At 70.5% G+C, this 24,866-nt stretch carries 19 protein-coding genes and 2 pseudogenes; 10 read left to right on the top strand and 11 right to left on the bottom strand.

What is annotated here, in order from left to right; genetic code table 11:
* Window positions 1-6 precede the first annotated feature (6 nt).
* Both pflA and pflB read right to left on the bottom strand, forming a co-directional pair.
* Window positions 7-753 carry a pyruvate formate-lyase-activating protein gene (gene pflA, locus IE274_RS33885; protein ID WP_229909984.1) on the bottom strand — a complete coding sequence of 249 codons (747 nt, stop codon included), beginning with the start codon at window positions 751-753 and terminating at the stop codon, window positions 7-9.
* On the bottom strand, window positions 750-3,011 hold the full coding sequence (gene pflB, locus IE274_RS33880; RefSeq protein ID WP_190119768.1) for a formate C-acetyltransferase: 2,262 nt from the start codon (window positions 3,009-3,011) through the stop codon (window positions 750-752). Before pflB ends, pflA begins: the two co-directional genes overlap by 4 nt.
* Window positions 3,012-3,296: 285 nt before the next feature.
* Between pflB and glgX the strand changes: the two genes are divergently transcribed.
* Window positions 3,297-5,405: a glycogen debranching protein GlgX gene (gene glgX, locus IE274_RS33875; protein ID WP_190119767.1), complete on the top strand. Its 2,109-nt coding sequence runs from the start codon at window positions 3,297-3,299 to the stop codon at window positions 5,403-5,405.
* Here the strand turns inward: glgX and IE274_RS33870 are convergent.
* From IE274_RS33870 to IE274_RS33860, 3 genes are all read right to left on the bottom strand, one after another.
* A complete protein-coding gene (locus tag IE274_RS33870) occupies window positions 5,380-8,316 on the bottom strand; it encodes an AAA family ATPase (RefSeq protein ID WP_190119766.1) in 2,937 nt (978 codons plus the stop codon). The genes glgX and IE274_RS33870 overlap by 26 nt on opposite strands.
* Entirely contained in the window at window positions 8,316-8,666 is a 351-nt protein-coding gene (locus tag IE274_RS33865; protein ID WP_190119765.1) for a CU044_2847 family protein, read from the bottom strand. Before IE274_RS33865 ends, IE274_RS33870 begins: the two co-directional genes overlap by 1 nt.
* A gap of 72 nt (window positions 8,667-8,738) precedes the next feature.
* Window positions 8,739-8,933, bottom strand: a complete 195-nt coding sequence (locus IE274_RS33860; RefSeq protein ID WP_229909983.1) for a hypothetical protein — start codon at window positions 8,931-8,933, stop codon at window positions 8,739-8,741.
* Between the two features lie 346 nt (window positions 8,934-9,279).
* On the opposite strand from IE274_RS33860, the gene IE274_RS33855 reads away from it, so the two are divergent.
* The 3 genes from IE274_RS33855 to IE274_RS33845 all read left to right on the top strand — a co-directional run bounded on the left by IE274_RS33855 (window position 9,280) and on the right by IE274_RS33845 (window position 12,236).
* Window positions 9,280-10,263, top strand: coding sequence for an Acg family FMN-binding oxidoreductase (locus tag IE274_RS33855; protein WP_190119764.1), 984 nt, complete (start codon window positions 9,280-9,282; stop codon window positions 10,261-10,263).
* Window positions 10,264-10,425: 162 nt separating this feature from the next.
* Entirely contained in the window at window positions 10,426-11,325 is a 900-nt protein-coding gene (locus IE274_RS33850) for a universal stress protein (RefSeq protein WP_190119763.1), read from the top strand.
* A 32-nt stretch (window positions 11,326-11,357) separates the two neighbouring features.
* Complete coding sequence (locus tag IE274_RS33845; RefSeq protein ID WP_190119762.1) at window positions 11,358-12,236, top strand: universal stress protein; 879 nt, start codon at window positions 11,358-11,360, stop codon at window positions 12,234-12,236.
* 72 nt (window positions 12,237-12,308) lie between these two features.
* Here the strand turns inward: IE274_RS33845 and IE274_RS33840 are convergent.
* A pseudogene (locus IE274_RS33840) lies at window positions 12,309-12,642 on the bottom strand (polyphosphate kinase 2 family protein); the annotation flags it as partial.
* Between the two features lie 92 nt (window positions 12,643-12,734).
* Between IE274_RS33840 and IE274_RS33835 the strand changes: the two are divergent.
* The 3 genes from IE274_RS33835 to IE274_RS33825 all read left to right on the top strand — a co-directional run bounded on the left by IE274_RS33835 (window position 12,735) and on the right by IE274_RS33825 (window position 18,358).
* Window positions 12,735-15,125, top strand: coding sequence for a phosphoketolase family protein (locus tag IE274_RS33835; RefSeq protein ID WP_190119761.1), 2,391 nt, complete (start codon window positions 12,735-12,737; stop codon window positions 15,123-15,125).
* Between the two features lie 69 nt (window positions 15,126-15,194).
* Complete coding sequence (locus IE274_RS33830; RefSeq protein ID WP_190119760.1) at window positions 15,195-15,938, top strand: HAD family hydrolase; 744 nt, start codon at window positions 15,195-15,197, stop codon at window positions 15,936-15,938.
* Window positions 15,939-15,940: 2 nt separating this feature from the next.
* A complete protein-coding gene (locus IE274_RS33825; protein WP_190119759.1) occupies window positions 15,941-18,358 on the top strand; it encodes a glycoside hydrolase family 65 protein in 2,418 nt (805 codons plus the stop codon).
* A gap of 54 nt (window positions 18,359-18,412) precedes the next feature.
* Here IE274_RS33825 and IE274_RS33820 read toward each other — a convergent pair whose 3' ends face one another.
* Window positions 18,413-19,042, bottom strand: coding sequence for a DoxX family protein (locus IE274_RS33820; protein WP_190119758.1), 630 nt, complete (start codon window positions 19,040-19,042; stop codon window positions 18,413-18,415).
* 151 nt (window positions 19,043-19,193) lie between these two features.
* Complete coding sequence (locus IE274_RS33815; protein ID WP_190119757.1) at window positions 19,194-19,703, bottom strand: hypothetical protein; 510 nt, start codon at window positions 19,701-19,703, stop codon at window positions 19,194-19,196.
* A 432-nt stretch (window positions 19,704-20,135) separates the two neighbouring features.
* Between IE274_RS33815 and IE274_RS33810 the strand changes: the two genes are divergently transcribed.
* Complete coding sequence (locus tag IE274_RS33810; protein WP_190119756.1) at window positions 20,136-20,552, top strand: STAS domain-containing protein; 417 nt, start codon at window positions 20,136-20,138, stop codon at window positions 20,550-20,552.
* Between the two features lie 194 nt (window positions 20,553-20,746).
* Window positions 20,747-21,211: a cyclic nucleotide-binding domain-containing protein gene (locus IE274_RS33805; protein WP_190119755.1), complete on the top strand. Its 465-nt coding sequence runs from the start codon at window positions 20,747-20,749 to the stop codon at window positions 21,209-21,211.
* A 164-nt stretch (window positions 21,212-21,375) separates the two neighbouring features.
* Here the strand turns inward: IE274_RS33805 and IE274_RS33800 are convergent, their stop codons facing one another.
* From IE274_RS33800 to IE274_RS33790, 3 genes are all read right to left on the bottom strand, one after another.
* The gene (locus tag IE274_RS33800; protein ID WP_198897882.1) at window positions 21,376-22,770 is read right to left on the bottom strand and encodes an alpha/beta hydrolase family protein; all 1,395 of its coding nucleotides are present in this window, start codon (window positions 22,768-22,770) and stop codon (window positions 21,376-21,378) included.
* A 254-nt stretch (window positions 22,771-23,024) separates the two neighbouring features.
* A complete protein-coding gene (locus tag IE274_RS33795) occupies window positions 23,025-23,636 on the bottom strand; it encodes a dihydrofolate reductase family protein (protein ID WP_190119753.1) in 612 nt (203 codons plus the stop codon).
* Between the two features lie 285 nt (window positions 23,637-23,921).
* Window positions 23,922-24,467: a dihydrofolate reductase family protein gene (locus IE274_RS33790; protein WP_190119752.1), complete on the bottom strand. Its 546-nt coding sequence runs from the start codon at window positions 24,465-24,467 to the stop codon at window positions 23,922-23,924.
* Window positions 24,468-24,652: 185 nt separating this feature from the next.
* Between IE274_RS33790 and IE274_RS39795 the strand changes: the two are divergent.
* Window positions 24,653-24,781: pseudogene (locus IE274_RS39795) on the top strand (LysR family transcriptional regulator); the annotation flags it as partial.
* Between the last annotated feature and the right edge of the window lie 85 nt (window positions 24,782-24,866).

Here is a 24,866-nt window from a genome sequence, read left to right as displayed (position 1 = left end):
CTCGGCTCAGAACGCCCGCAAGCCGTGCGCGCGGAACTGCCGCCGCACCCGCTCGACGAGGTCGGGCCCGGGGCCGGGGGTGTCGCGCAGCGGAAAGGGAATGCCGAGGGCGTCGTACTTGTGGGCGCCCAGCTTGTGGAACGGCAGGACGTCCACTCGGTCGACGTTGCCGAGGCCGGCCAGGAAGGCGCCGAGGCCGTCGATGTGGGACGCGTCGTCGGTCCGGCCCGGGACCAGGACGTAGCGGATCCACACGGGGATGCCCTTCCCGTCCAGGCGGGTGGCGAAGGCGAGTGTGGGGGCGAGTTCGCCTCCGGTGAGCCTGCGGTAGGCGGCGGCGTCGAAGGACTTGATGTCCAGGAGCACCAGGTCGGTGTCGGCGAGCAGGGCGTCGTCGGCGCGGGCGCCGAGGAACCCGGAGGTGTCCAGGACGGTGTGCAGCCCCGCCTCCTTGCATTGGCGCAGCACGGCACCGGTGAAGTCGGGCTGGAGCAGCGGCTCACCGCCCGTGAGGGTCACTCCTCCCCCGGCGGCGGTGATGAACGCGCGGTACTTGCTGATCTCCGCCATCACCTCGTCGGCCGTGGCCGACCGCCCATCACGCATGTGCCAGGTGTCCGGGTTCGCGCAGTAGAGACAGCGCAGCGGGCATCCACTGACGAACAGCACGAAACGGGTACCGGGGCCGTCCACTCCGGTGGAGAGATCCCAGGAGTGGACGCGCCCCGTCACCCGCCCGGTCGTGGTCTTCACAGCGCTCCGTGGAAGGTGCGGCTGATCACGTCGAGCTGTTGCTCGCGCGTCAGGCGGACGAAGTTGACGGCGTATCCGGAGACCCGGACGGTCAACTCCGGATACTTCTCCGGGTGGTCCATGGCGTCCTCCAGCGTGGCCCGGTCCAGGACGTTGACGTTCATGTGGAAGCCGCCGCAGCCCATGTAGGCGTCCAGTACGCCGACGAGGTTCCCGGCCCGCTCGGCCGGGTCGTGGCCCAGGCCCTCGGGGGTGATCGAGGTGGTCAGCGAGATGCCGTCGCGCGCCTGCCCGTACGGGATCTTCGCCACCGACAGCGCCGAGGCGGCGACACCGTGTCGGTCCCGGCCGTTCATCGGGTTGGCGCCTGGGGCGAAGGGCTGTCCGGTGCGGCGCCCGTCGGGGGTGTTGCCGGTGTGCTTGCCGTAGACGACGTTGGAGGTGATGGTGAGCACGGACTGGGTGTGCTCGGCGTTCCGGTAGGTGCGGTGCTCGCGCACCTTCGCCATGAACGTCTCCACCAGGCCGACGGCGAGCGCGTCGACGCGGTCGTCGTTGTTGCCGTAGGCGGGGAACTCGCCCTCGGTCTCGTAGTCGACGGCCAGACCGGAGTCGTCGCGGATCACCTTCACCCGGGCGTACTTGACCGCGGCAAGGCTGTCGGCGGCGACCGAGAGTCCGGCGATGCCACAGGCCATGAAGCGGTGCACGGGGTGGTCGTGCAGCGCCATCTCGATCCGCTCGTAGGCATACTTGTCGTGCATGAAGTGGATGACGTTGAGGGCATTGACATAGGTCTCGGCCAGCCAGTCGAGCATCCGGTCGTACGCCGCGCTCAGCTTCTCGTACTCCAGGTACTCGCTGCTCAACGCGGGTGCCTCGGGCCCGATCTGCTCGCCCGTCAGCTCGTCCCGGCCGCCGTTGATCGCGTACAGGAGCGCCTTGGCGAGGTTGACGCGCGCTCCGAAGAACTGCATCTGCTGCCCCACCGCCATGGCGGAGACGCAGCAGGCGATCGCTGTGTCGTCGCCGGTGAGGGGCCTCATCAGCTCGTCCGACTCGTACTGGAGCGCGCTGGTGTCGATGGAGACGCCGGCGCAGAACTCCTTGAAGCCGGAGGGCAGCCGGGGTGACCACAGCACGGTCAGGTTGGGCTCGGGGGCGGGCCCGAGGTTGTAGAGGGTCTGGAGGAAGCGGAAGGAGGTACGGGTGACGAGAGTGCGGCCGTCCGTGCCGATCCCGCCGATGGACTCCGTCACCCAGGTGGGGTCGCCCGAGAACAGCGCGTCGTACTCGGGGGTGCGCAAGAACCGTACGATCCGCAGCTTGATCACGAAGTCGTCGATGAGCTCCTGGGCCCGGCTCTCGTCGATGCGCCCCTCGTCCAGGTCCCGCTGGAGGTAGACGTCCAGGAAGGTGGACGTGCGCCCCAGGGACATCGCGGCGCCGTTCTGCTCCTTCACCGCGGCGAGGTAGCCGAGATAGAGCCACTGCACGGCCTCGTGCACCGTGGCGGCGGGGCGCGTGATGTCGCATCCGTAGGCGGCGGCCATGCGCGTCAGTTCCTCCAACGCCCTGGCCTGCTCGGCGAGTTCCTCACGGTCGCGGATGATGTCTTCGGTGGACGGTCGGGCGTCCAGCAGCGCCCGCTCGGCGCGCTTGGCGGCGATCAGTCGGTCCGTGCCGTACAGCGCGACGCGCCGGTAGTCGCCGATGATGCGGCCGCGGCCGTAGGCGTCCGGGAGGCCCGTGATGATCCCGGCCTTGCGGGCGGCCCGCATGGCGGGGGTGTAGGCGTCGAAGACGCCGTCGTTGTGGGTCTTTCGGTAGGCGCCGAAGACCTTGGTCACGAACGGGTCGGGCTGGTAGCCATAGGCCCGCAGGCTGCTCTCGACCATGCGAACACCACCGTTCGGCATGATCGCGCGCTTCAGCGGGGCGTCCGTCTGCAGACCGACGATCAGCTCCAGGTCCCGGTCGATGTACCCGGGGGCGTGTGCGGTGATCGTCGAGGGTGTGGCCGTGTCGACGTCCAGGATCCCCTTGCGCCGCTCTTCCGGGAACAGCGCGCTGACCTTCTCCCAGACGGCGCGAGTGCGGGCCGTGGGGCCCACGAGGAAGGCCGCGTCGCCTTCGTACGGCGTGTAGTTGGCCTGGATGAAGTCACGCACGTCCACGTGCTCCCGCCACCGCTCGCCCGCGAAGCGGCGCCACGCGGACCCCGGTGCCGCCATGTCTGTCGGAGCCACCGTTGTCATCACTATCACTTGCCTCCGCATCGGGTCGCCTTGCCGTCCGCGGGCTCGTCGGCTTCGAGGAACCGCGGCCCCTACGGATTCGATGATCGTGCGCGTCGGAAGCCCGGGGCAGGGGCCGTGAGGGGTCGTCGTGGTGCCGTTCGGCCTGTGTCCCGGCGTCTCACCGAATCCGATGTGCCCTGAAGCGGCTGGGACGTTCGGCCCTTCGTCGTCGGCCGCCGCGCTCGCCGTCCTTGCCCTAACCTCGTGGGGCGGGGAGGCCACGTTCTCGGGGAGGGGGCGAGGATGCAGGTCTGGCCCGGGCAGGCGTATCCGCTCGGCGCCGCGTACGACGGCGCCGGGACGAACTTCGCGGTCTTCTCCGAGGCCGCGGACCGCGTGGAGCTGTGTCTGCTGCACGACGACGGTTCGGAGACGGCCGTGGAGTTGCGCGAGTCCGACGCGTTCGTGCGTCACGCCTATCTGCCGGGGATCGGGCCGGGGCAGCGGTACGGCTTCCGTGTCCACGGCCCTTGGGACCCGTTCCGAGGGACATACTGCAACCCTGCGAAGCTGCTGCTCGACCCCTACGCCAAGGCCGTCTCCGGGTCTCCGGACTGGCACCCGGCTCTCTTCGGCCACGAAGTGGGATTCTCCCGATACCGGCGCAACGACCTGGACTCGGCGCCGCACACGATGACGTCCGTGGTGGTCAACCCGCACTTCGACTGGGGCGACGACCGCCCGCCGCGCACCCCGTACAACGAAACCGTCATCTACGAAGCCCACGTCAAGGGCCTCACGATGCTGCACCCCGAGCTGCCCGACGAACTGCGCGGCACGTACGCGGCCCTCACGCACCCTGCGGTCATCGAGCACCTGACGGCGCTCGGCGTCACCGCCCTGGAGCTGATGCCGGTCCACCAGTTCGTGAACGACCACCGGCTCGTCGACCTCGGCCTGAACAACTACTGGGGCTACAACACCATCGGCTTCTTCGCGCCCCACAACGCGTACGCCTCCCGGGGCGACCACGGCCAGCAGGTCCCGGAGTTCAAGTCGGCGGTGCGGGCGCTGCACGCGGCCGGGATCGAGGTCATCCTCGACGTGGTCTACAACCACACGGCCGAAGGCGACCACCTGGGCCCGACGCTGTCCTTCCGGGGCCTGGACAACGCCTCGTACTACCGCCTCACCCACGACCCGCGCTACTACGCCGACACCACTGGAGCGGGGAACGCTCTGCTGATGCGTTCCCCGCACGTCCTCCAGCTGATCATGGACTCGCTGCGCTACTGGGTCACCGAGATGCACGTGGACGGCTTCCGCTTCGACCTCGCGGCGACGCTCGCGCGGCAGTTCCACGAGGTGGACCGGCTGTCCTCGTTCTTCGACCTGGTGCAGCAGGACCCCGTGGTCAGCCAGGTGAAGCTGATCGCCGAGCCGTGGGACGTGGGCGAGGGCGGCTACCAGGTGGGCAACTTTCCACCGCTGTGGGCTGAATGGAACCGTGAGTACCGGGACACCATGCGGGACCTGTGGCGCGGGAGAGGCGTGCCTCCGGCCGCGCTTGCCGACCGGCTGACCGGGTCCGCGGACATCTACCAGGACGACGGGCGACGCCCGCTCGCCTCGATCAACTTCGTCACCTGTCACAACGGGTTCACGCTGCACGACCTCGTGTCGTACGAAGACAAGCGCAACGACGCCAACGGCGAGGACAACCAGGACGGCGAGAACGACAACCGGTCCTGGAACTGCGGCGTCGAAGGCCATACCGACGATCCGGACGTGCTGGCGCTGCGCGCCCGCCAGATGCGCAACCACATCGCCACGCTGATGCTGTCCCAGGGCGTGCCGATGCTCAGCCACGGCGACGAGTTCGCCCGCACCCAGGGCGGCAACAACAACGCCTACTGCCAGGACAGTGAACTGACCTGGCTGACATGGCGGCAGGGGGTGAACGGCCTGTTGGAGTTCACACGCGCCATGGTGTGGCTGCGTCGCGACCACCCGGTGTTCCGCAGGCGCCGGTTCTTCCACGGCCGCCCGGTCGAGGGCACGCACGACGAGCTGTCGGACATCTCCTGGTTCACGCCGGAAGGCAGGGAGCTCAAGCCCTTGGACACGGTACGGACGCGGGCCTTGACGGTGTTCCTCAACGGCAACGCCATCTCCGAGCCCGGCGAGCGCGGCGAGCGCGTCGTCGATGACTCGTTCCTGCTGATGTTCAACGCCTCGTCGACACCACAGGAGTTCGTGGTCCCTGTTGGGCACGGCCCACCATGGCGGGTAGTGGCCGACACCGCCCGGGACGGCGGGGTGCCGTCGGGTACGGGACCGCGGGCTCAGGCAGGCGGGCGGCTACCGCTTGCCGGGCACAGCCTCGTCATCCTGCAACGCCCCGCGCGGTGACAGGCGGGATGCCGACGTGACGCTGCCACTCGCTGTCAGTGAGGTCACGACCCGCCACCTTGCGCGCGACGGCCGCGAGTCGGGCGGCGTGGAGTGGCAGCCGAACGACCGTGCCCAACTGGTCCGGACGCTGCCCCGCGGACACCAGGTACGCGGCGTCGGCGCTGAAGGCGACGTGGCCCATGGGCGCCTCGGCGTCACAGCGGCGTTCCCCCGAGGTGAGGTCCCAGACGGTGAGACGGCCTCCGGTGACCTGTCCCGCCAAGGACAACCCGTCCGGTGCGAAGTCGAGGTCCTCGACAAAGCCCGGTGAGGCGAGCGCCAGGAACTCATGGCCGTCCGCCTGCGCCGAGAGCACCCGGGTGACACCGTCGTCGCAGCTCACGGCGACTTTGCTGCCCTGGCCGTCCACGGCCACGCAGGTCGCGGCAGCCGGCAGGGCGATCTGCCACATCTCCTCCACGGAGTCCGTGATCTGGTACAGGTGCAGCTCGCCCGACTCGGTGCCCAGGCACAAGGCCGTCGCAGCGTCCGTGCAGGCCGCGATGACCGCAGGCTCGGCGAGCGGTACGTCGACTCCGCCTCCCACACCACCCTCCGCGACTCCCCAGAGCACCTGGGCACGTCCTCGTGCGTCGATGAGCACGCTGGTGTTGTCGTCGCCCAGCGCCCAGTGGCGTGGCGCCCCGGGCGCGGTCGACCAGCGCCCCGGGGGGCCCTCCGCCCATTCAAGGAGGCGGATCCTGTTGGTCGTACGTCTCAGTTCGTTCTCGTATCCGGCTCCTGACACCTCCTCCAGTTCAGTCGCCCCCATGCGGCGCAGGCAGGTGCGCACGAGAAGATCCACGGACGGATCGGCGGAGCGGTCCAGCGCCTCGACAGCGAGGAGCAGGGCCACTGTCGCGTCCTCGGCGCGCTGCGCGGCCAGAGTGAGGGTGCGGGCCAGGGAGTCCTCGAACAGAGTGCGGTACTTGCGCTCCTCGCGCTTCTGGTGCTCGCGGTTCGCACTGATGAAGCGTCGTTCGTCGACGGTGACGTCGGACGGTCGCTCCGCCAGCCAGCGCTCGGAATCGGCGAGCAGAGGCCCGGTCAGCACCGATGTCTCGTCGGCGGCGTCACGTCGGCGCATGGCGTAGGCGAGCATGCGACGCCAGTTGCGGAAGGGCTCCTCTTCCTTGAGCCAGGACGTCAGCGTGGCCCAGGCGTTCAGCAGTGCCTCGTGCACCACTTCGACGGTGTCCTCGCCCTCCTCGCTCCGACTCGTGGTCAGCAGCCGCTCGTTGGCCAGCCGGACCGCGATGGCCCACTCCGCGGGGCGCAGCTCGGAGCGCGTGGCGACCCGACGGACACCTGGCTGGTCGGGCGTGGTCAGATGGTTGAGGAACAGCCGTCGTACGAGCGGGCGCTCCTCGGCGGCGAGTGCCGCCAGGACGCCGTCGGCATATTCGGCCAATGCTCCGTCGAGTCCGCCGATCTCCGCGTACGCCTCGTAGGACAGGGTGTCCTGACCGCGCCGCAAGGTGGACCACATCCGGTCCAGGGTGAACTCCAGCAAGGGCAGCGCGCCGGGGCGGCCTTCGACGAGCGAGGCCAAGTCCTGCACCAGCCGGCCGTGGACGGTCACACCCCGGAGCAGGGCGGGCTGCACGATCGCCCGGTTCAGTTCTGCGGTGTCCATCCCTCGCAGGGCCACGGCTGTCCGCCGCAGAGCCTCGCCGAAGCGCCCCGCCCGCACGAAGAGCCGACCGAACGCGTCCTCCCTGAGGGTGAGTACCGCCACCATGCCGGTTCGCTCGCGCCCGGCCAGCTCGGCGAGTCCGTCGAGCACGTCCCACGTGGTCGGCGAACCGTCCAGGGCTTCCTCGAACTGGTCTATGACGAGCAGCAGCCGGTCAGCTCCCGTCGCCGCCAGCACCAGGTCTCCCGCGGCGACGAGGCCGATCGAGCCCAGACGTGCCTGCCATGACTCCAGTTCGGACAGCGGAACATGATCTGGAGCTCCGACGGCACGAGCGAAGCCCGCTGCCAATGCGGTGTCCAGACGGGGGCGTGGGCGTACGGGCACGAAACCCCATGCGGTCCGCCCCGCCGCCAGTCGCGGCATGAGGCCAGCCTGTACCAGGGACGACTTGCCCACGCCCGAGGCGCCCACCACGGGCACGAGGCCGCAGGCGTCCACGGCCGAGGCCAGCTCGTCGGTCATCGCGTCACGGCCGAAGAAGAGGTGCGTGTCTTCGCGGCCGAATGCCGCAAGTCCCTTGTAAGGGGAGACAGGCAGCGGGGCGAAGGCCGTGGGCCATGCCGCCACCAGGTTTGTCACCGGTATCGCATAGACATCCGCGTCGTCGCGTCTGGTCGCGACGGCCACCAGGATGCCGAGGACGTGCTCCGTGCGCGGGTCGAGGACCGGCGTGCCGCTGTATCGCGGCTGGGCCGCGTGGGCGCCGTGGGCACGCTGGTCGATCTGCTGCCTGAACTGCTTGACGAGGGGACGCAGCCGGGCCGGGACCCAGCCACCGGGCCGGCCTTCGACCGGCCCGAACAACAGGACGTCACCCTCCATGCAGTCCTCGTGGGCCAACGGCACGGGGACCGCGCCCATCGGCCTGTCCTCGCCCACGAGTGTCAGCCCGGCCACATCCAGTCCGTCCCAGGCAGTTCCGGGCGCCTCCCAGACGTCGACCCGGGCGCGACGTTCCGGTGCCAGCGCGCCCAGCTGGACCAGCAGCGGGAATTCGAGCCGAACGACCTGCCCCCTGGCGTCGTCAGCATCGCGCGGTGGACGGCCGAGGGCCGCGTTGACGACGTGCGCGCACGTGACGACGTGTTCCTCGTCCACGAGGACACCGTGCCCCACGACCCCGCCACCGGCGGAGCGGAACCGGACGACGGCCGCACCAGAGGCCACCATCACGCAAGCGGGGGCTCGGCAGGAGCAGGCCGGGGCGCCCACTGGACGTTCACGGTGAAGTGCACCTCCGCGGTGCCCTTGGCGAGGATCACTCCCGTCTCGCCTCCCAACTTGACCCCGAATTCGATCGACACCGCGTCCGGGCTGAGCTCGTCCAGCGTCTTCGTCAGTCCGGTCAGGGCCGGACGAAGGCTCAGCAAGCTGGATTCCAAGGTCCGCGACGCCTGCCCGATCGCCCGTCCCGGCCCGGGAGAGGCCAGGACAACGGACTCCTCGGGAATGTCGGCGAGGTCCACCTCCGCGACCAGGAACTCCCCTGTGTCCAGCGGAATTCGCACCAGCTGGATCATCGACGCCTCCTCTGCGCTGCCCCGCCTCAACTCCTCATCGTCCTCCGGAGTGCCGCCGTCACCCACCCTCCGTCAGAGGCTTGCCTTGTACTTGGCCGGTGCCGCACGGTTCACGCAAGACGCCGACGGCCGCCTGCGGGTCCGGTGCTGCCGCGCCCACAGCACCAGTGCGTCGAGCGCTGTGGCGGCCGCGAAGGTCACTGCCAGGGCGATGACGAAGAGGACGGCGAACAGCCTCCAGAACTCCGGGGTCAGTGACGTACCCACGATGCTCACCTCCTTCCGCCGGTGTTCCCATGCCGTCATCGAACACCTCCGCCCGATCGGCGCACAGGGGCCGCAGGGATCGCCTTACGTGCCAGGTCGGCCCGTCCGCCGGGGCCGGGTGGCCCCTGGTGCGCGGCGGCGCGGCGCACCAGTCTGATGGGGCCGGGCCGGTACGCCATCGAGTCACGGGGCACCGCCGCGGCGGGTGTCGTCCGGCAGGCCCGGCCGGTCCGGCGCTCGGGGCGCTGTGGGTGAGGTCTGCCGAAGGCTCCGCAGCGGCCTATCGTGGAAGGAGCGACGCTTCCTCTTTGCCCCGCCCCGGCGCGAGCCCCGTGAGGGAGGCACCATGCCGGCTGACAAGACCGTCCAGCAGCTGGTCAGGGATGCGACGGCCGCACCGTCCATGCACAACGCGCAGCCCTGGCGGTTCCGCTTCCTGCGCGCCAGCGGAACCCTCGAACTGCGCGCCGACCCGAAACGCGCCATGCCCGCTTCCGACCCTGCGCACCGTGCCTTGCACATCGGCTGCGGAGCCGCCCTGTTCAATCTGCGGGTCGCGGCGGCGCACGCGGGTCGGCTGCCCCGGGCACGGCTGCTGCCCGATCACGCCGATCCGGGGCTGCTCGCCACCGTCGACCTGTCCGGCAGCCCACTGGACGGACCCGACGACGGCCTCGCCCGGCTGTATCCGGCGATCCACCGCAGGCACACGAGCCGCTACCCCTTCGCCGAACAGGGTCTCTCGGACGCTGAGCGAGCCGCGTTGACCGAGGCCGCCGACCGCGAGGGCGCCGTGCTGTTGTTCCCCTCGGACTGGCATCTGGAGGTGCTGCTGGACCTCGTCCACGACGCCGAAGGGCGTGACGGCGCCGAACCGGCCCGCCAGGAAGAAGTCGCCCGCTGGACACAGCTCGGTGCGGCCGAGGCCGACACCGCCTCCGAAGGCGTCCCTGAATACGCTTTCGGCCCCCACAAGCGGGACGGCCGCGCTCCGGTGCGCGACTTCGCCGGTCGCCGACCCGTCGCCGACCGCGGCACGACCACCTTCGAGTCCCACCCGAACCTGGCGCTGCTCGGCACCGCGGACGACCGGCCGGCCGACTGGCTCCGCGCCGGTCAGGCGCTGGAACGGGTCCTCCTGCAGGCCACACTGGACGGCCTGGCCACGTCCCTCACATCTCATGCCCTGGAGTGGTCCGACCTGCGCGAGCTCGTGCGTGATCCGGCTTCGGCCGTGGGCTTCGTCCAGATGGTGCTGCGCGTCGGCCACGGCCCACAGGGTCCGACGACCCGCCGTCGCCCGGTACGGGAGGTCCTGGAGTTCGAGTGAGGGCCGGTCGGCCCGGGCCGGGACCCAGTCGGCCCTTCCACCTCAGGCACCCCACAAACGACCCTGGAATCGAAGCCAGGTGCGCATCGAAGCCGTGACGCATCAGGGCGGGCACCACCCGCCGCCCTCGACGGTTCCGGCCCTGACCAGGAGGTACGCGTCATGTCCCGTACTGTCGTCGCCGGATTCGACGGCTCGCCCGAGAGCCGGGCGGCCGCCGAGTGGGCCGCCCGCGAGGCGGGGCTGCTCGGCGCGGCGCTGAAGCTCGTCAGTGTCTGGCAGCCCGTTCCCCTGGCGTACGCCCCGTTCCTCGGTGGTGAGAGCGCGCAGCACGAGATGGTCCGGGTGCCCCGCGAGGCGGCCGACGGCCTTCGGCTGCGTCACCGCGGCGTGTCCGTGAGCGTGGAACAGCTCAGTGGCCGGCCGAGTGAGGTGCTGGCCGCCGTGGCGGACGACGTCGACCTCTTGGTTCTCGGGTCGCGCGGGCTGAGCGGCCTGAGCGGCTTCCTGGTGGGGTCCGTGGGCCAGGCCGTGGTGGCCCACACCCGGCGCCCGGTCGTCCTCGTCCGCGCCGGGGAACAGGCCGCGGACGAGCATGCTCACGATCCGTCCGGAGTCCCGTCCGCCGCGACGCCGTTCCGGCCCGTCGTCCTGGGGCTCGACGCCGTATCGCCCGACGGGTCGGTGATCGAGTTCGCGTTCGAGGCCGCGGCTCGCCGCGACACCGCCCTGCGTGTGCTCCACTCCTGGCCCCTGCCGCCCTACTTCGCCTACGGCCTTCCCGAGGATCCCGAGTTGAACGCCCGGCTGGCCGAGGACGACGCGGCGATACTGGCCGAGGCACTCCGCTCCTGGCGGCAGAAGTTCCCGTCCGTCGAGGTCCGCGAGGAGTCCCGTCCCGGCAAACCCGTCGACCACGTGGTCGAGGCCTCCCACGACGCCTCGCTCGTGGTCGTCGGACGCCGGATCCGCAGCTCGCCGGTCGGCGCCCGCGTCGGGCCCGTCACGCACGCGGTGCTGCACCACGCGGCCGCCCCGGTCGCCGTCGTCCCGCACGACTGACCCGGAGAGGGCAGGTGAGGGAGGTGCCAGGCATGGAACTGCCCGTGGTCGTCGGCGTCGACGGCTCCGCTCCGAGCCTGCGCGCCGTGGACTGGGCGGCGGACGAAGCCGCCCTGCACGGCGTGCCGTTACGGCTGGTGTACGCCTCGTTGTGGGAGCGCTACGAAGGGCCCGCGCTGGCGCGGGCGCTGGGCAAGCCTTCGGAGCAGGTACGGGCCGACCTCATCGTCGGCGGCGGCGTCGAACGAGCCGAGCGCCGCGCACCGGATCTGAAGATCTCCGCCGAAGTGCTGCGCGCCGACGCGGTGAGCGCCTTGCTCCGGGAGGCGCGTAACGCCTCCATGGTGGTCGTGGCGTCCCGCGGCCGCAGCGGGGTCGCAGAGTTGCTGCTCGGCTCGGTCAGTCTGGCGGTAGCCGCGCGGGCCTCCTGCCCCGTGGTCGTGTTGCGTGACGGTCGCGGTCAGGGCGCTTGGACCCGCGCCGCGCAGCGGATCGTGCTCGGGGTCGGCGACGAGGTGGACTCGGCGGCGGTGCGTTTCGCGTTCCAGGAGGCGGCCGACCGCCACGCCGCTCTGCATGTCGTACGGGCGTGGCGGTGCCCCGCGCAGGAGTCCTCCGGTCCTCCTCTCACGGCGGGGGATTCCGCCCGCGACCACGAGCAAGGCGCTGCGGACCTTGTGGCGGAGGCGCTGCGGGACGCCGCCTCGGAGCATCCGTCCGTGCGGGTGCTCCTGCGGATCGTCGAGGGGGAGGCGCGCACGGCGTTGGTGGAGGCCTCGGGCACCGCCGACCTCCTGGTCGTCGGCGCTCGCCGCCAGCGCGGACACCTCGGGCTCCAGCTCGGCCGGGTCACGCACACGGTGCTGCACCACTCCGTCTGCCCCGTCGCCGTCGTCCCGCAGCGGACGTGACGGTGCTGCCCCGCTCAGAGGTCGGCCGCGTGGTCGGGAGCGTACGTCTGCAGCTCACACCGTGGCCGAACGTAACCGGTCGACACCGGCACGGTCGAACCGACTCCGGTCGAACAGCGCGATTTCACCTGCCGCGGTCAAGAGCGCGATGTAACGCTGGAAGTACCACTGGGTTCGTTCGCGCTCAGTGGGCTTGGGGAGAGCCACGATGCGAGCCACCCGGGGGTGAGATGCTCCGCGACCCGCTTCACGCTGCCCCCTTGCCCGCCGCGTCCCGCCCCTCGAACACCACGACGAGCCGGGCGCCCTCCGCACGCAGCTTCACCAGCTCCGTCTGCCGCCGCAGCAACTCCGGCTCGTACGTGCCACGCGGCAGCGACGCGGAGCGCTTCCTCTTTCCAGCCATTCCGCCTCCTTGATCCCCGACCGTCCCCCGACCGCTCCTCGACCTCTCCTCACCTCCGTTCGCCCCATCCAACGACGTTCACGAGGTCCTTCATGTCCAACGCCAAGCAAGAGCACCCGGACAGCACGACGTTGACCGACGCGGAACTGCGCACGCTGGACGCCCACTGGCGGGCCGCCAACTACCTGGCGGTCGGCCAGATCTATCTGCTGGCCAATCCCCTGCTCGCCGAGCCGCTGCGGCCCGAGCACGTCAAGCCTCGCCTGCTCGGACACTGGGGCACCTCGCCCGGACTCAATCTGGTCCACACGCACCTCAACCGTGTGATCAAGGAGCGCGGCCAGGACGCCCTGTGCGTCTGGGGGCCCGGCCACGGTGGGCCGGCGGTCCTCGCCAACGCCTGGCTCGAGGGCAGCTACAGCCAGACGTACCCCGATGTGACCCGGGACGCGGTGGGCATGGAGCGGCTGTTCCGCCAGTTCTCCTTCCCGGGCGGGGTGCCGAGCCACGTCGCCCCGGAAACCCCGGGCTCCATCCATGAAGGCGGCGAGCTCGGCTACGCCCTGTCCCACGCCTATGGCGCCGCGCTCGACAACCCTCAGCTCCTGGTCGCCTGCGTGATCGGCGACGGCGAGGCGGAGACGGGGCCACTGGCCGCCTCCTGGCACTCCAACAAGTTCCTCGACCCCGTGCACGACGGCGCGGTGCTCCCGATCCTGCACCTCAACGGCTACAAGATCGCCAACCCCACGGTTCTGTCCCGGATCCCGGAGACCGAACTCGACGAACTGCTGCGGGGGTACGGCCATGCCCCGCTCCACGTCACGGGCCACGATCCGGCCCAGGTGCACCGGGACATGGCCCTGGCGATGGACACCGCCCTGGACCGCATCACCGAAATCCAGCGCACGGCACGCCGGGAGGGCGGGATCGACCGGCCCCTGTGGCCGGTGATCGTGCTGCGCACCCCCAAGGGCTGGACCGGGCCCGCCGAGGTCGACGGGCTGCCGGTGGAGGGCACCTGGCGCTCCCACCAGGTCCCGCTGGCCGCCGTCCGCGACAACGGGGAGCACCTGCGGCAGCTTGAGGAGTGGATGCGGTCGTACCGGCCCGAGGAACTCTTCGACGAACGGGGGCGGCCGCGGGAGCAGGTCCTCGCCTGTGTCCCCGAGGGTGCGCGGCGCCTTGGCTCCACCCCGCACGCCAACGGCGGACTGCTGCTGCGGGAGCTGCCGGTGCCGCCCCTGGAGAAGTACGCTGTCGCGGTGGACAAGCCCGGCGCGAGCCTGCACGAACCCACACGTGTCCTGGGCGACCTCCTCGAAAACGTCATGTCGGCGACGAGCGAGCGGCGCGACTTCCGCATCGTCGGCCCCGACGAGACCGCCTCCAATCGCCTCCAGGCGGTCTACGCCGCCAGTGGCAAGGCCTGGCAGGCTGAGATGCTGCAGGTGGACGAGCACCTCGACCGGCACGGCCGGGTCATGGAGATCCTCTCCGAACACACCTGTCAGGGCTGGCTGGAGGGCTATCTGCTCACCGGCCGGCACGGCCTGTTCTCCTGCTACGAGGCGTTCGTCCATATTGTCGACTCGATGGTCAACCAGCACATCAAATGGCTGCGGGTCACCCGCCGCCTGCCCTGGCGCGCGCCCATCGCCTCGCTCAACTACCTGCTCACGTCGCACGTGTGGCGCCAGGACCACAACGGCTTCTCGCACCAGGACCCCGGCTTCGTCGACCACGTCCTCAACAAGAGCCCCGAGGTCGTACGGGTCTATCTCCCGCCGGACACCAACACCCTGCTGTCCGTGGCCGACCACACCCTGCGCAGCCGCGACTACGTGAACGTGATCGTCGCGGGGAAGCAGCCCTGTTTCGACTGGCTCAGCCTGGAGCAGGCGCGTGCTCACTGCGCCCGCGGCGCGGGGATCTGGTCCTGGGCCGGCACCGAGAACAGCTCACGAGAACCGGACGTGGTGCTCGCCGGCGCGGGCGACGTACCCACCCAGGAAGTGCTGGCCGCGGCGCAGCTGCTCCGCCAACATCTGCCGGAGCTCGCCGTGCGGGTCGTCAACGTCGTCGACCTGGCCCGCCTGCTGCCCGCCGAGGAGCACCCGCACGGCATGCCCGCCGCCCAGTACGACGCCCTGTTCACCCAGGACAAGCCGGTCATCTTCGCGTACCACGGCTATCCGTGGCTGATCCACCGACTCGCCTACCGCCGCACCGGTCACCACAACCTGCACGTCCGCGGCTACAAGGAGATCGGCACCACCACGACGCCCTTCGACATGCTGGTCCGCAACGACCTCGACCGCTACCGCCTGGTCATGGACGTCATCGACCGCGTCCCGGGCCTCGCCGTCCGTGCCGCCGAGGTACGCCAGCAGATGGAGGACACCCGGCTGCGCCACCACGCCTGGATCCGCAAGCACGGCACCGACCTCCCGGAGGTCGCGGACTGGACCTGGAGCACCTGACGTGCCCCGGCCCGTACAGGAGCGCCCCGTCATGACGGCGAGCGCAAGCCTTGGCTCCGGCGGCTCCCGATGAGCGCCGGTCCCGTCCAGGCCGCCGTGCCCCGCGCGCTGCGGGGCACGGCGGCCGCGGTGTTCGACACCGACGGCGTCATCACCGACTCGGCCCGGGTGCACGCCGCCGCCTGGAAGACGGCCTTCGACGCCCACCTGCGCGACCGGCAAGTCCGCCAGCGCCCCTTCGACGAGCGCGACGACTATCTGCGGTACGTCGACGGCAAGTCACGTCTGGACGGGGCACGGTCCTTCCTGGAATCCCGCGGGCTCGACCCGGCCGAGGACGAGGTGCGGGCCGTCGCCGCCGACAAGGAGCGGCTGTTCACGGAGCGGCTGCGCGAGCACGGCATCGACGCCTACCCCGGCACGGTCCGGCTGCTGCGCGTCCTGCGGTCGGCGGGGATTCCCCGGGCCGCCGCCTCCGCGTCCCGGCACGCCCCGGAGCTCCTCGACCACGCCGGTGTACGAGACCTCTTCGACACCGTGGTCGACGGCACCGAGGCCGCCCGCCTGCACCTGCCCGGCAAGCCCGACCCCGCCCTGTTCCTGGAGGCCGCCCGCCGCCTGGGCGTCCCCGCCGCTCGCACCGCCGTCATCGAGGACGCCCTCGCGGGCGTGGCGGCGGGGCGGCGCGGCGGCTTCGGCTTGGTCGTCGGCGTGGACCGGGCCCGCACGCCGCAGACGCGCGCCGCTCTCCTGGCACACGGCGCGGACATCGTGGTCGACGACCTCGCCGATCTGCTCGCATCGGAGGACTGAGCATGCCCGACGGGACCGACTCGACCGGCTTCCCTGACCTCCCCGACTGGACCTGGGAGTACGAGGGCTACGACCCCGCGCAGGAACGGCTCCGCGAATCGCTGTGCACTCTCGGCAACGGCTACTTCGCGACACGCGGCGCCGCCCCGGAGTGCGCCGCCGACGCCGTCCACTACCCCGGCACGTACGCCGCCGGCTGCTACAACCGGCTGACGTCCGACGTGGCCGGATGCAAAGTCGAGAACGAGGACATGGTCAACCTGCCCAACTGGCTGCCGCTGCGCTTCCGTACCGGCTCGGGCGAGTGGCTTTCCCCCGACATCCACAAGGTCCTCGACCACCACCAGAGCCTCGATCTGCGCTCCGGCACGCTCACCCGCACCCTGCGCTACCAGGACGACAGCGGCCGCGTCCTCGCGGTGCGCCAACTACGCCTGGTTCACATGGCAGACCCTCATCTGGCCCTGCTGCGCACCGAGTTCACGGCGGAAGGCTGGTCCGGCGGCCTGGACGTGGAAGCGGCGCTCGACGGGACCGTCACCAACTCCGGCGTAGAACGCTACCGACAGCTGGCCGCACGCCACCTCACCCACGCCCATACCGGTGCCTCGGACGACAGCGGCACGGTGTGGCTGCGCTGTCGCACCACGACCTCCGACATCCGCGTCGGACTGGCCGCCCGGACCACGGCCGACGCCCCGACGAGGATCTCCGTCGAGCGCGATGACGGGCGGGCCGTCCAGCGGTTGCGGCTCTCCCTCACCGAAGGGCGGACCGTGACCGTCGACAAGACCGTCGCGCTGCACACCTCGCGCGACCCGGCGATCAGCGACCCGCTGCACGCCGCCGTCGACCGGGTACACCGCGCGCCCGACGCCGCCGCCCTGCTGGCCTCCCACCGCACGGCCTGGCAGCAGTTGTGGAGCAACGCCGAGCTGGACGTGCCCAACAGCGCGGGGCCGGTGCTGCGACTGCACCTCTTCCACGTGCTGCAGACCCTCTCCCCGCACACGGCCGACCTGGACGTGGGCGTCCCGGCCCGGGGACTGCACGGCGAGGCCTACCGGGGCCATGTCTTCTGGGACGAACTGTTCGTCCTGCCCTACCTCAACCTGCACTTTCCAGAGGTCTCGCGGGCCCTGCTCAGCTACCGCCACCGGCGCCTGGAGCAAGCCTGCTTCGCCGCTCGTGACGCCGGACACAGCGGCGCCATGTACCCGTGGCAGAGCGGCAGCGACGGCCGTGAGGAGACCCAGGAGCTGCACCTCAACCCACGCTCGGGCCGCTGGCTGCCCGATCACTCCCGACTGCAGCACCATGTCGGTTCGGCGATCGCGTACAACGTGTGGCAGTACTGCGAGGCGAGCGGCGACAGCGAGTTCCTGCACACCAAGGGTGCCGAGACACTGGCGCAGATCGCCCGGTTCTGGGCCGGGCTCGCCACGTACGACGAGACGCTCGGCCGCTACCGGATCCGCGGCGTGGTCGGCCCCGACGAGTACCACGAGGCCTATCCGGGATCCGCACGGCCGGGTCTGGACGACAACGCGTACACGAACGTCACCGCCGCCTGGGTGCTGGCTCGGGCGCTCGACGTGCTCCGCGGTCTGCCCGCGCCACGGCGCCGGGACCTCGGTGAGCGCATCGGCCTCGCCTCCGGCGAGCTCGACTCCTGGGAGGACGTGTCACGGAAACTGCACGTGCCGTTCCACTCCGGTGTCATCAGCCAGTTCGAAGGGTACGGCGAGCTGGCCGAGCTCGACTGGGCGTCGTACCGCGCGCGTTATGGCGACATCCGGCGCCTCGACCGGATCCTGGAGGCCGAGAACGACAGCGTCAACAACTACCAGGCGTCCAAGCAGGCCGACGTCCTGATGCTCGGCTACCTCTTCGGACCGGCCGAACTCAGGGGTATTTTCCGGCAGTTGGGATACCCGCTCGACGACGCCACATGGCAGCGGACCGTCGATCACTACCTGGCCCGCACCAGCCACGGATCCACCCTCAGCAGCCTCGTGCACGGCTGGGTCCTGGCCCGCGCCCGGCGCTCCGACGCCTGGACCTACGTCCAGGAGGCCCTGGCCGGGGACATCGCCGACCTGCAGGGCGGCACCACCGGGGAGGGCATCCACCTCGGCGCCATGGCGGGCACGCTCGACCTGGTCCAGCGCGGGCTGACCGGCCTTGAGACCCGCGACGGGGCTCTGCGCCTCGACCCCGTACCGCTGCCGGAGCTGTCCGAGTACGGCTTCGCGATCCGCTACCGGGGGCACTGGGGTGTCGGGCTGCGGCTCAGCGCGGGAAAGCTGCGGGTCACCGTGCCGGAGTCCGACCGGGAGCCGATCGACATCGGGCTGGCCGACCGGACCGTGCCCGTGGAGCCCGGCGAGTCCTGCACGCTCGTCCTCACCGACCGGTAAGCGGCGTGGACGGAGTGAATCCGTCCACGCCCGTCCCGGCCCGCGGCCGCCGGGTCAGCGCAGCCAGCCGTTCTTCCGGACGAACGGCAGCCCGGCCCACAGCCGACCGGCGCCCAAGGTGTCACCGGCGGAGGACGCCGCGAGGACTATCAGCGCCACCGCGTAGATGACGTGGTACTCCACCAAGGGGTTCGTGGACATGCTCGCGCCACCGTCGGAGAGGTGCTTGGCGGGCGGCCATTCGGCCATCCACATCAGCACCATCATGGCGGTGCCGGCCAGCGCGGCGAGCCGCAGGGCGATGCCGCTCACCAGGGCGACCCCTATGCCGAGCAGGCCCAGCATGAACAACCAGTCGACCCAGGCGTCGCCGGCCCAGGAGTGGAACGTGGACTCCATCGGACCGGCCGCCACATCGCTGAGGAAGCCCTTGGTCGGCGAACCGCCGTCGATCCACCCCGTGCCCGACGGGGTGGCGTACCCGAAGCCGAAGGCCTTGTCGAGGAACGCCCACAGGAAGACGAACCCGGTCAGCAGGCGCAGCGAGGCGAAGGCGTAGGCCCGCGCGGTGTGCGTGTCGGCGTGGTCCGCCACCGCGGTCTCGGACGAGTCGCGCCGGGCCCTGCGGAACGACGGCGGGTGGATTCCCCTGCTGCGGTGGCGCGGGTGGGCGTGCACGGCCATGGTGATGCCCTTCTCGTGAACAGTGCGCTAGGTACCTGACACGGTTCACTCTTGTTCACCGGGGACGGCGCCCGCCCGATGCCGAAGGTCACCCCTGAGGTGCCACACGACCCTTTCGTACCGGTCCTGTCGGACCATCGGCAGACTCGGCTCAGGTTGTCGAGGACGTGTCCCATGGGGCATGTCGTCCGAGCCGGATGTGTCCGTCGAGCGTGCGGTGCAACTGAAGCCCGCCGTCCGGGATGTGGCGCGTCGACGGGTCGTCGTGGGGACGGATTCCGTCCTGTCGAACGTTGTGAGGGCGGGTGATCCTCAGCCAAGCCGGAGGTCCGGCGACGAACTGGTCAGCGTGGTCCGTGACCGCCACAGTGAGGCCGGTGTCGTCCGAGGTGATCAGGAGCCGGTAACACGGAGCATCACTGTGCCCGTAGACGTACTGGGCCGAGATGCGCACCGCCTCCTGCAACTGGCACGCCAGTTGCCTGGCGATCGGGGCGGCGTGCAGGACCGCGGCGGCGACATGGGTCAGCGCCGTCTCGCTGCCGGGCAGTCGCTGAGTCTCATAGGAAAGCGCCAGGTGCGGTCCGGCGAGCTGGGTGTCCGCAGTAGTGGTGCCGTGCACGGTGCGAGGCAGTCCCGCGGCACTGATGGTGTTCGGCATTGGCGTCTCCGCAAGCGCCCATGAAACACGGAAATGGCGGGACTGCAGCGGGCGGGGCCAAGTTCGCTCCCTGCAGTCCCGCGCGTACCTGGACGCCCGAGGGCTGGGGGCCTGGCACACGCTACTCCGCTCCCCGAGGTGAGCGCGAGGCCGCCGCTCGCCGTCCACGTGGCGGATCTCGGAATCGGCCAGAAGGTCCGGTGAATCCGGTACAGACATACGACGGGAGGACACGTTGACCTCATACCAATGGGGGAATCAAACCAACAGACCATCGCTCCTGGGCCCGTCAACTCCCCCACGTCTGCGTGCACTCCTGCGCGTCTTTGCTCAACGTGCTCTCCCCCGGTCGCCCCGGACCTCGGTGACCCCGCTCTGTGTTTCCACCCCCCGCCGACCACGAGGCGGCGGACCGCACCGAGGCGGCACCACATGTTCCAGGGCACCCAACCCTCCCGTCGGCACCTGTCCACGTACCGCGTCCAGGGACGCACCGTCCTTGAGCTCCACGGTGAAATCGACATCGCCGCCACCATCGCCATCACCCCGGCGCTGGACGCGGCGACCAGCCGACCCGAGCCGCTGGTCGTTCTCGACCTCACGCAGATCACCTTCATCGACTGCTCCGGTCTGAGCCTGCTCTGCCGCGTTCACCGCCGCGTCAGCAGCCGTCACGGGGACCTCAAACTGATCTGCCACCACCCCCAGGCCCTGCGCCTGCTGCGCCTGGCTCGGCTCACCGACACCTTCCGCCCCGCTCACACGCTCGGCGAGGCGCTTGACCAGCACCTCACCGGTGGCCAGGCTCGGGTGCCACACGGTGGTGACGGCCCTGGCGGCAATCACTGACTGTTGCTGTCGCATGGGCTGCTGCCTGGGCAGGTTACAGAGCCATGGGGGCAGCAGCCGGTGAGTCCAGCGATGTCGCCACCGGCCCGGCAGCCCAAGGGACCCGGTAGCAGAGCCGAAAGACCCTTGGAGTGCGCGGCCGCCCGGGAACATCATGGAAGTGGCGAGTGCTCACACCCTCCTGGAGGCACGCCATGACCTTCTCCCCCATGCCGAGCACGCTGAAGTCACTGCCCGCCACCGACCAGCGGCGGCTGATGGACACCGCCCGTGAAGTGTCGTTCCCCCAGGGCGCACGGCTCTTCGAGGAAGGCGGGCACGCCGACCGGTTCTGGATCGTCCGTACCGGTACGGTCGCACTGGACCTGTCCGTTCCGGGCCGCCGGGCCGCCGCCATCGAGACCCTCGGACACGGCCAGCTCATCGGCTGGTCCTGGCTGTTCACCCCACACGTCTGGCACCTGGGCGGCGAGGCGACAGCTCCAGTGCGAGCCTACGAGTTCGACGCCTCCACGGTGCGAACACTGTGCCAAGAGGACCCCGCCTTCGGTCGGCACGTCGCCCAGTGGGTGGGCGGCATCGTCGCCCACCGACTGCACGCGACCCGCACCCGACTCCTCGACCTGTACGCCCCGTACGGCAGCGGCAGCACCCTGTGACCGCAACCGTCTCCCGCTCCGCGTCCTCCTGCTGAACGACCACGAGGTCGTCCGACTCGGTCCAGCCGACCCGCGCTGGTACGGGGGTCCCGCGCTCCGTCCCGAGGTGGCGGTCCTGGACGTACGCCTGCCGGACGGTGGCGGCCCGGGGCCGGGTGGTGCCGTCAGCGGGAGGGACGGGGGAAGCGGGCGGGGGTGAACCGGGTGAAGGCGGGCGGCACGGTCTTCTTCTCGAACGTCGCCAAGTCAAGGACCTGCTGCAGCTCCGGCTGATAGCGGCCGACGGACCGGTTCAGTGTCCGCGGGTCGGTGCTGGGCCAGCGGTCGGTGTCGGCCTTGGCCAGCAGGGCCTCCAATGCGGTGATCTCGTCGGCCGCGCTGAACGCGCAGTGCGAGCCTCGGTTCACGTACATCTGGCGCAGGCTGCCCGGCTCGCCGTTGCGGCGGACCTGGTCGGCGTACCAGCCGGTCTGGTCGGAGACCGCGCCGCCGTCCTGGGTGTTGTGGAGCGTCACCACGGGCTGCGGAGTCGTCCCACGCGCGATGGTGTACCGCTTCATGTAGTCGACGGCCCTCCTGTCCGCCGTGATCCGGGTACCGGTGTTCAGTTTGGCCACATCGGCGGCCAGGGCGGCGCCGGGCGACCCAGCGGCACGGTACGCCTTGCGGACCAGGTCCTTCTGCGCCGAACCGGCGAGCTGCCGCCGGTAGTCGACGCCTGTGTTGGAGGACGGGTTGCCGCCTGCCCGGCGCTCCAAGTCGATCCGGCCGAGCGGGCCGGTGCCCGCGACGTACGCGTTGCGCAGCCACTGCGCCTGCGCCCGCACGCGGTCCGCGGTCTTCGTCGGCCGCGCCTCGTGCGCGGAGTACCACCCGGGGATGTTGCCCAGCGCGCCGACGAGGGCGAGGCGCGCCCTGCCGTGCTCGGTCTCCAGGGCGCGGTCGATCGCCGCCACGAGAACCTTGACGCTGCGCTCTGGATCGCGTGGCCGCACCAGGTCGATGTCCTGGTCCGCTGCGGGCACCAAGAGCGTCTTGAGCGCGTAGGTCATGTCCAGCGTGGTGTTCCAGGTCCCGTTGCCGTCGTACTCCGCGCACATCGCCAGTACGCCGTCGAACCGGCCCGGGTGCCGCTCCCCCAGCAAGGTGGCGACGGTCCCGCCCATCGACTGGCCGGTGCTGATGGTGCGCCTGGGCCGACCGACGTTCTGGTCGAACCAGTCCCGCAGCGCGAGCTGGTCGGTCAGCGCATCCGCCACCGCGTACCCGTGCGTGCCCTTGTAGTCGGACGCCGCCAGGGCGAACCCCTTTGCCAGCAGGGCCTTTTCAGCCTCTTCGCTATTGGTCAGGGCGATCTTCTCCGGACCCCAGCCCGCGGGATAGTAGCCGTGGCTGTACAGCAGCAGCGTCCCGTTCCAGCGCTTCGGGACCTCCACGCGGTACTTCGCCCCGTCGATCTCCCCGGTGTACGACCGACGCTCGCCGACGGTGTCGGCCGCTTCGGTGGCCACCGCGGTGCCGGTCCCGAACATCGAGCCCGCCACCAGTGCGGCAGTCACGACGACGCTCCCCCCTCGTCTCCTCATCAGGATCATCAGGAGAGCTCCTTTCATCATTCAACGTTTGACGGACACAAGGACAGACCCTCGGCCGACGGTGAACTCATCGGAGTCCGAGGCATTTTCACGTTCTCGGTGAACCTCAGGGCCACCACGGCCCGGGGCGCTCGGCCGGTGTGCGGCGGTCGGTGTAGCTGCGCCGACCGCCGCACGGAAAGAGGCCCGAAGGCACCGTGGTGGGTGCCGCGCGTCGGCTACGCGGCGGTGGCCGTCGGGGCCTTGGGCCGGTAGGTGCACACGTGCACGCCGGTGCCGCTGGTGACCGTGGAGACCAGCTCGAAGGAGCGCAGGACGCCATCCACCGGGTATATCGACTTCCCGCCGCCGAGGAGCACCGGCAGGATCATGAGCCGGAGCTCGTCGACCAGGCCCTCGGCCAGCAGGGTCCGGGACAGCGACGCGCTGCCCAGCACGGCCAGGTCACCGCCTTCGGCCTCGCGCAGCTTCTTGATCCGGTCGACGGCCTGGTCGCCCGGGATGATTCTGGAGTTGTTCCAGGCCGTCACGTCGTCCTCACCGAGGGTGCTGGACACGACGTACTTGGCGACGCTGTTCATGTGATCGGCGAACGGGTCGCCCGCCCGGCCGGGCCAGGCCGCGGCCATGACCTGCCAGGTGCGGCGCCCGTAGAGCATGGCCTCGGTGCTCTTGGACCAGTCGGCCAGGGCGGAGCCCATCACCTCCGGGTCGAAGAACGGATGGGACCAGCCGCCGTGGGCGAAGCCGCCGTCGCTGTCCTCGTCCGGCTGGCCCGGGGCCTGTACGACGCCGTCGAGGCTGATGAACTCGCCGATGGTGATACGCATGAGTGACTCGCTTTCCTGTGGGTGGGCTTCGTGCGGAGTGCCGCGAAGCGGGGTACTGGGAGCCGCGGGTGCCGGCCCGCGCCGATCGCCGAGGTGTTGACCAACAGGTGGACCTCGTCGATCAGTTCGCGGTCGAGGAGGGTGGCCGTCGGCGGTCGTGCGGATCTGAGGCTTCCGCTTGCGCATGGCGAAGCCCCTTTCATGGGTGTGATGGTCGAGTGGTGCGAGGTGGGGGCCCGACGCGGTGGGCAGCGGCGCCGGCCCCGCTGCGGCACGGGGGGGCGGTCAGACCTGTGCCGGTGCCTGGTACTCCAGGACGACAGCGCCGGAGGGGAACATCGACGTACCGGTGAGTTTCCACGTGCTCGGGGCACCGCCCTGCGGGAACAGGCGCCGCCCGGTACCCGCGGTCCCCGGATGGACGCACAGCTTGAGCACGTCGACCAGGCCGAGCCGGACCAACTGCCCGACGAGTTCGGCCCCGCCCAGCACCAGCAGGTCCTGGCCCGGTTCGCGCCGCAGCTTCGCGACGTGCTCGGCCAGTCGGCCGGGGATCAGCACGCCGTTCCACGGCACGTGGTCAAGGGTCGTGGACACCACGTACTTCGGCGCGGCGTCCACCAGCCTGGTGTACTCCTCGGCCGCGTCCCGTAAGGGCCAGGCCGCGGCCATCTCCTGGAAGGTCACCCGCCCCAGCAGCAGCGCCCGGCTCGCGGCGATCTGGCCGAGCTGGTACTTCTCGTGCTCGTCGTACCGGAACGGCCGGGCCCAGGACGGGTTCGCGACCACGCCGTCGAGAAGGACGTGCATCAGGACGACGACTTTGCTCATGTGCGGGGCTCCGATCGAGGCGACGGGACACCGGCGTCCGGCACAGTCCTGGCGAGGAGGAAGGCCTGTTGAACGCGGCACCATCAGAGTGCGTGATCCATGGATGAGCCAACAAGATCGGAGAGTGGCATGCTCCGTTGAGCGGTGCTAAACGCTGGGGGGCGGCACCAAGCACGGGGGTGGAGATGCTGGAGCGACTGGAGCTGGAAGCGTTCCTGACGCTGGCCGAGGAGCTGCACTTCGGGCGTACGGCCGAGCGTCTGCATGTGACGACAGGCCGGGTCAGCCAGACCATCCAGAAGCTGGAACGCCGCATCGGTGCCCCGCTCTTCGAGCGCAACAGCCGCAAAGTGACCCTCACCGAGGTCGGACGTCAACTGCGGGACGACCTGCTGCCCG

The sequence above is a fragment of the Streptomyces flavofungini genome (genome assembly GCF_014650815.1).
GTDB classification, from domain to species: Bacteria; Actinomycetota; Actinomycetes; order Streptomycetales; family Streptomycetaceae; genus Streptomyces; species Streptomyces flavofungini.
This window is presented reverse-complemented; position numbering and strand designations above follow the sequence as displayed.

Bases quoted from the DNA above. Each gene is read 5' to 3' on its own strand.
- pflB (WP_190119768.1), bottom strand. From the start codon at position 3,011: ATGACAACGGTGGCTCCGACAGACATGGCGGCACCGGGGTCCGCGTGG.
- glgX (WP_190119767.1), top strand. From the start codon at position 3,297: ATGCAGGTCTGGCCCGGGCAGGCGTATCCGCTCGGCGCCGCGTACGAC.
- IE274_RS33870 (WP_190119766.1), bottom strand. From the start codon at position 8,316: ATGGTGGCCTCTGGTGCGGCCGTCGTCCGGTTCCGCTCCGCCGGTGGC.
- IE274_RS33865 (WP_190119765.1), bottom strand. From the start codon at position 8,666: ATGATCCAGCTGGTGCGAATTCCGCTGGACACAGGGGAGTTCCTGGTC.
- IE274_RS33855 (WP_190119764.1), top strand. From the start codon at position 9,280: ATGCCGGCTGACAAGACCGTCCAGCAGCTGGTCAGGGATGCGACGGCC.
- IE274_RS33850 (WP_190119763.1), top strand. From the start codon at position 10,426: ATGTCCCGTACTGTCGTCGCCGGATTCGACGGCTCGCCCGAGAGCCGG.
- IE274_RS33845 (WP_190119762.1), top strand. From the start codon at position 11,358: ATGGAACTGCCCGTGGTCGTCGGCGTCGACGGCTCCGCTCCGAGCCTG.
- IE274_RS33835 (WP_190119761.1), top strand. From the start codon at position 12,735: ATGTCCAACGCCAAGCAAGAGCACCCGGACAGCACGACGTTGACCGAC.
- IE274_RS33830 (WP_190119760.1), top strand. From the start codon at position 15,195: ATGAGCGCCGGTCCCGTCCAGGCCGCCGTGCCCCGCGCGCTGCGGGGC.
- IE274_RS33825 (WP_190119759.1), top strand. From the start codon at position 15,941: ATGCCCGACGGGACCGACTCGACCGGCTTCCCTGACCTCCCCGACTGG.
- IE274_RS33820 (WP_190119758.1), bottom strand. From the start codon at position 19,042: ATGGCCGTGCACGCCCACCCGCGCCACCGCAGCAGGGGAATCCACCCG.
- IE274_RS33815 (WP_190119757.1), bottom strand. From the start codon at position 19,703: ATGCCGAACACCATCAGTGCCGCGGGACTGCCTCGCACCGTGCACGGC.
- IE274_RS33810 (WP_190119756.1), top strand. From the start codon at position 20,136: ATGTTCCAGGGCACCCAACCCTCCCGTCGGCACCTGTCCACGTACCGC.
- IE274_RS33805 (WP_190119755.1), top strand. From the start codon at position 20,747: ATGACCTTCTCCCCCATGCCGAGCACGCTGAAGTCACTGCCCGCCACC.
- IE274_RS33795 (WP_190119753.1), bottom strand. From the start codon at position 23,636: ATGCGTATCACCATCGGCGAGTTCATCAGCCTCGACGGCGTCGTACAG.
- IE274_RS33790 (WP_190119752.1), bottom strand. From the start codon at position 24,467: ATGAGCAAAGTCGTCGTCCTGATGCACGTCCTTCTCGACGGCGTGGTC.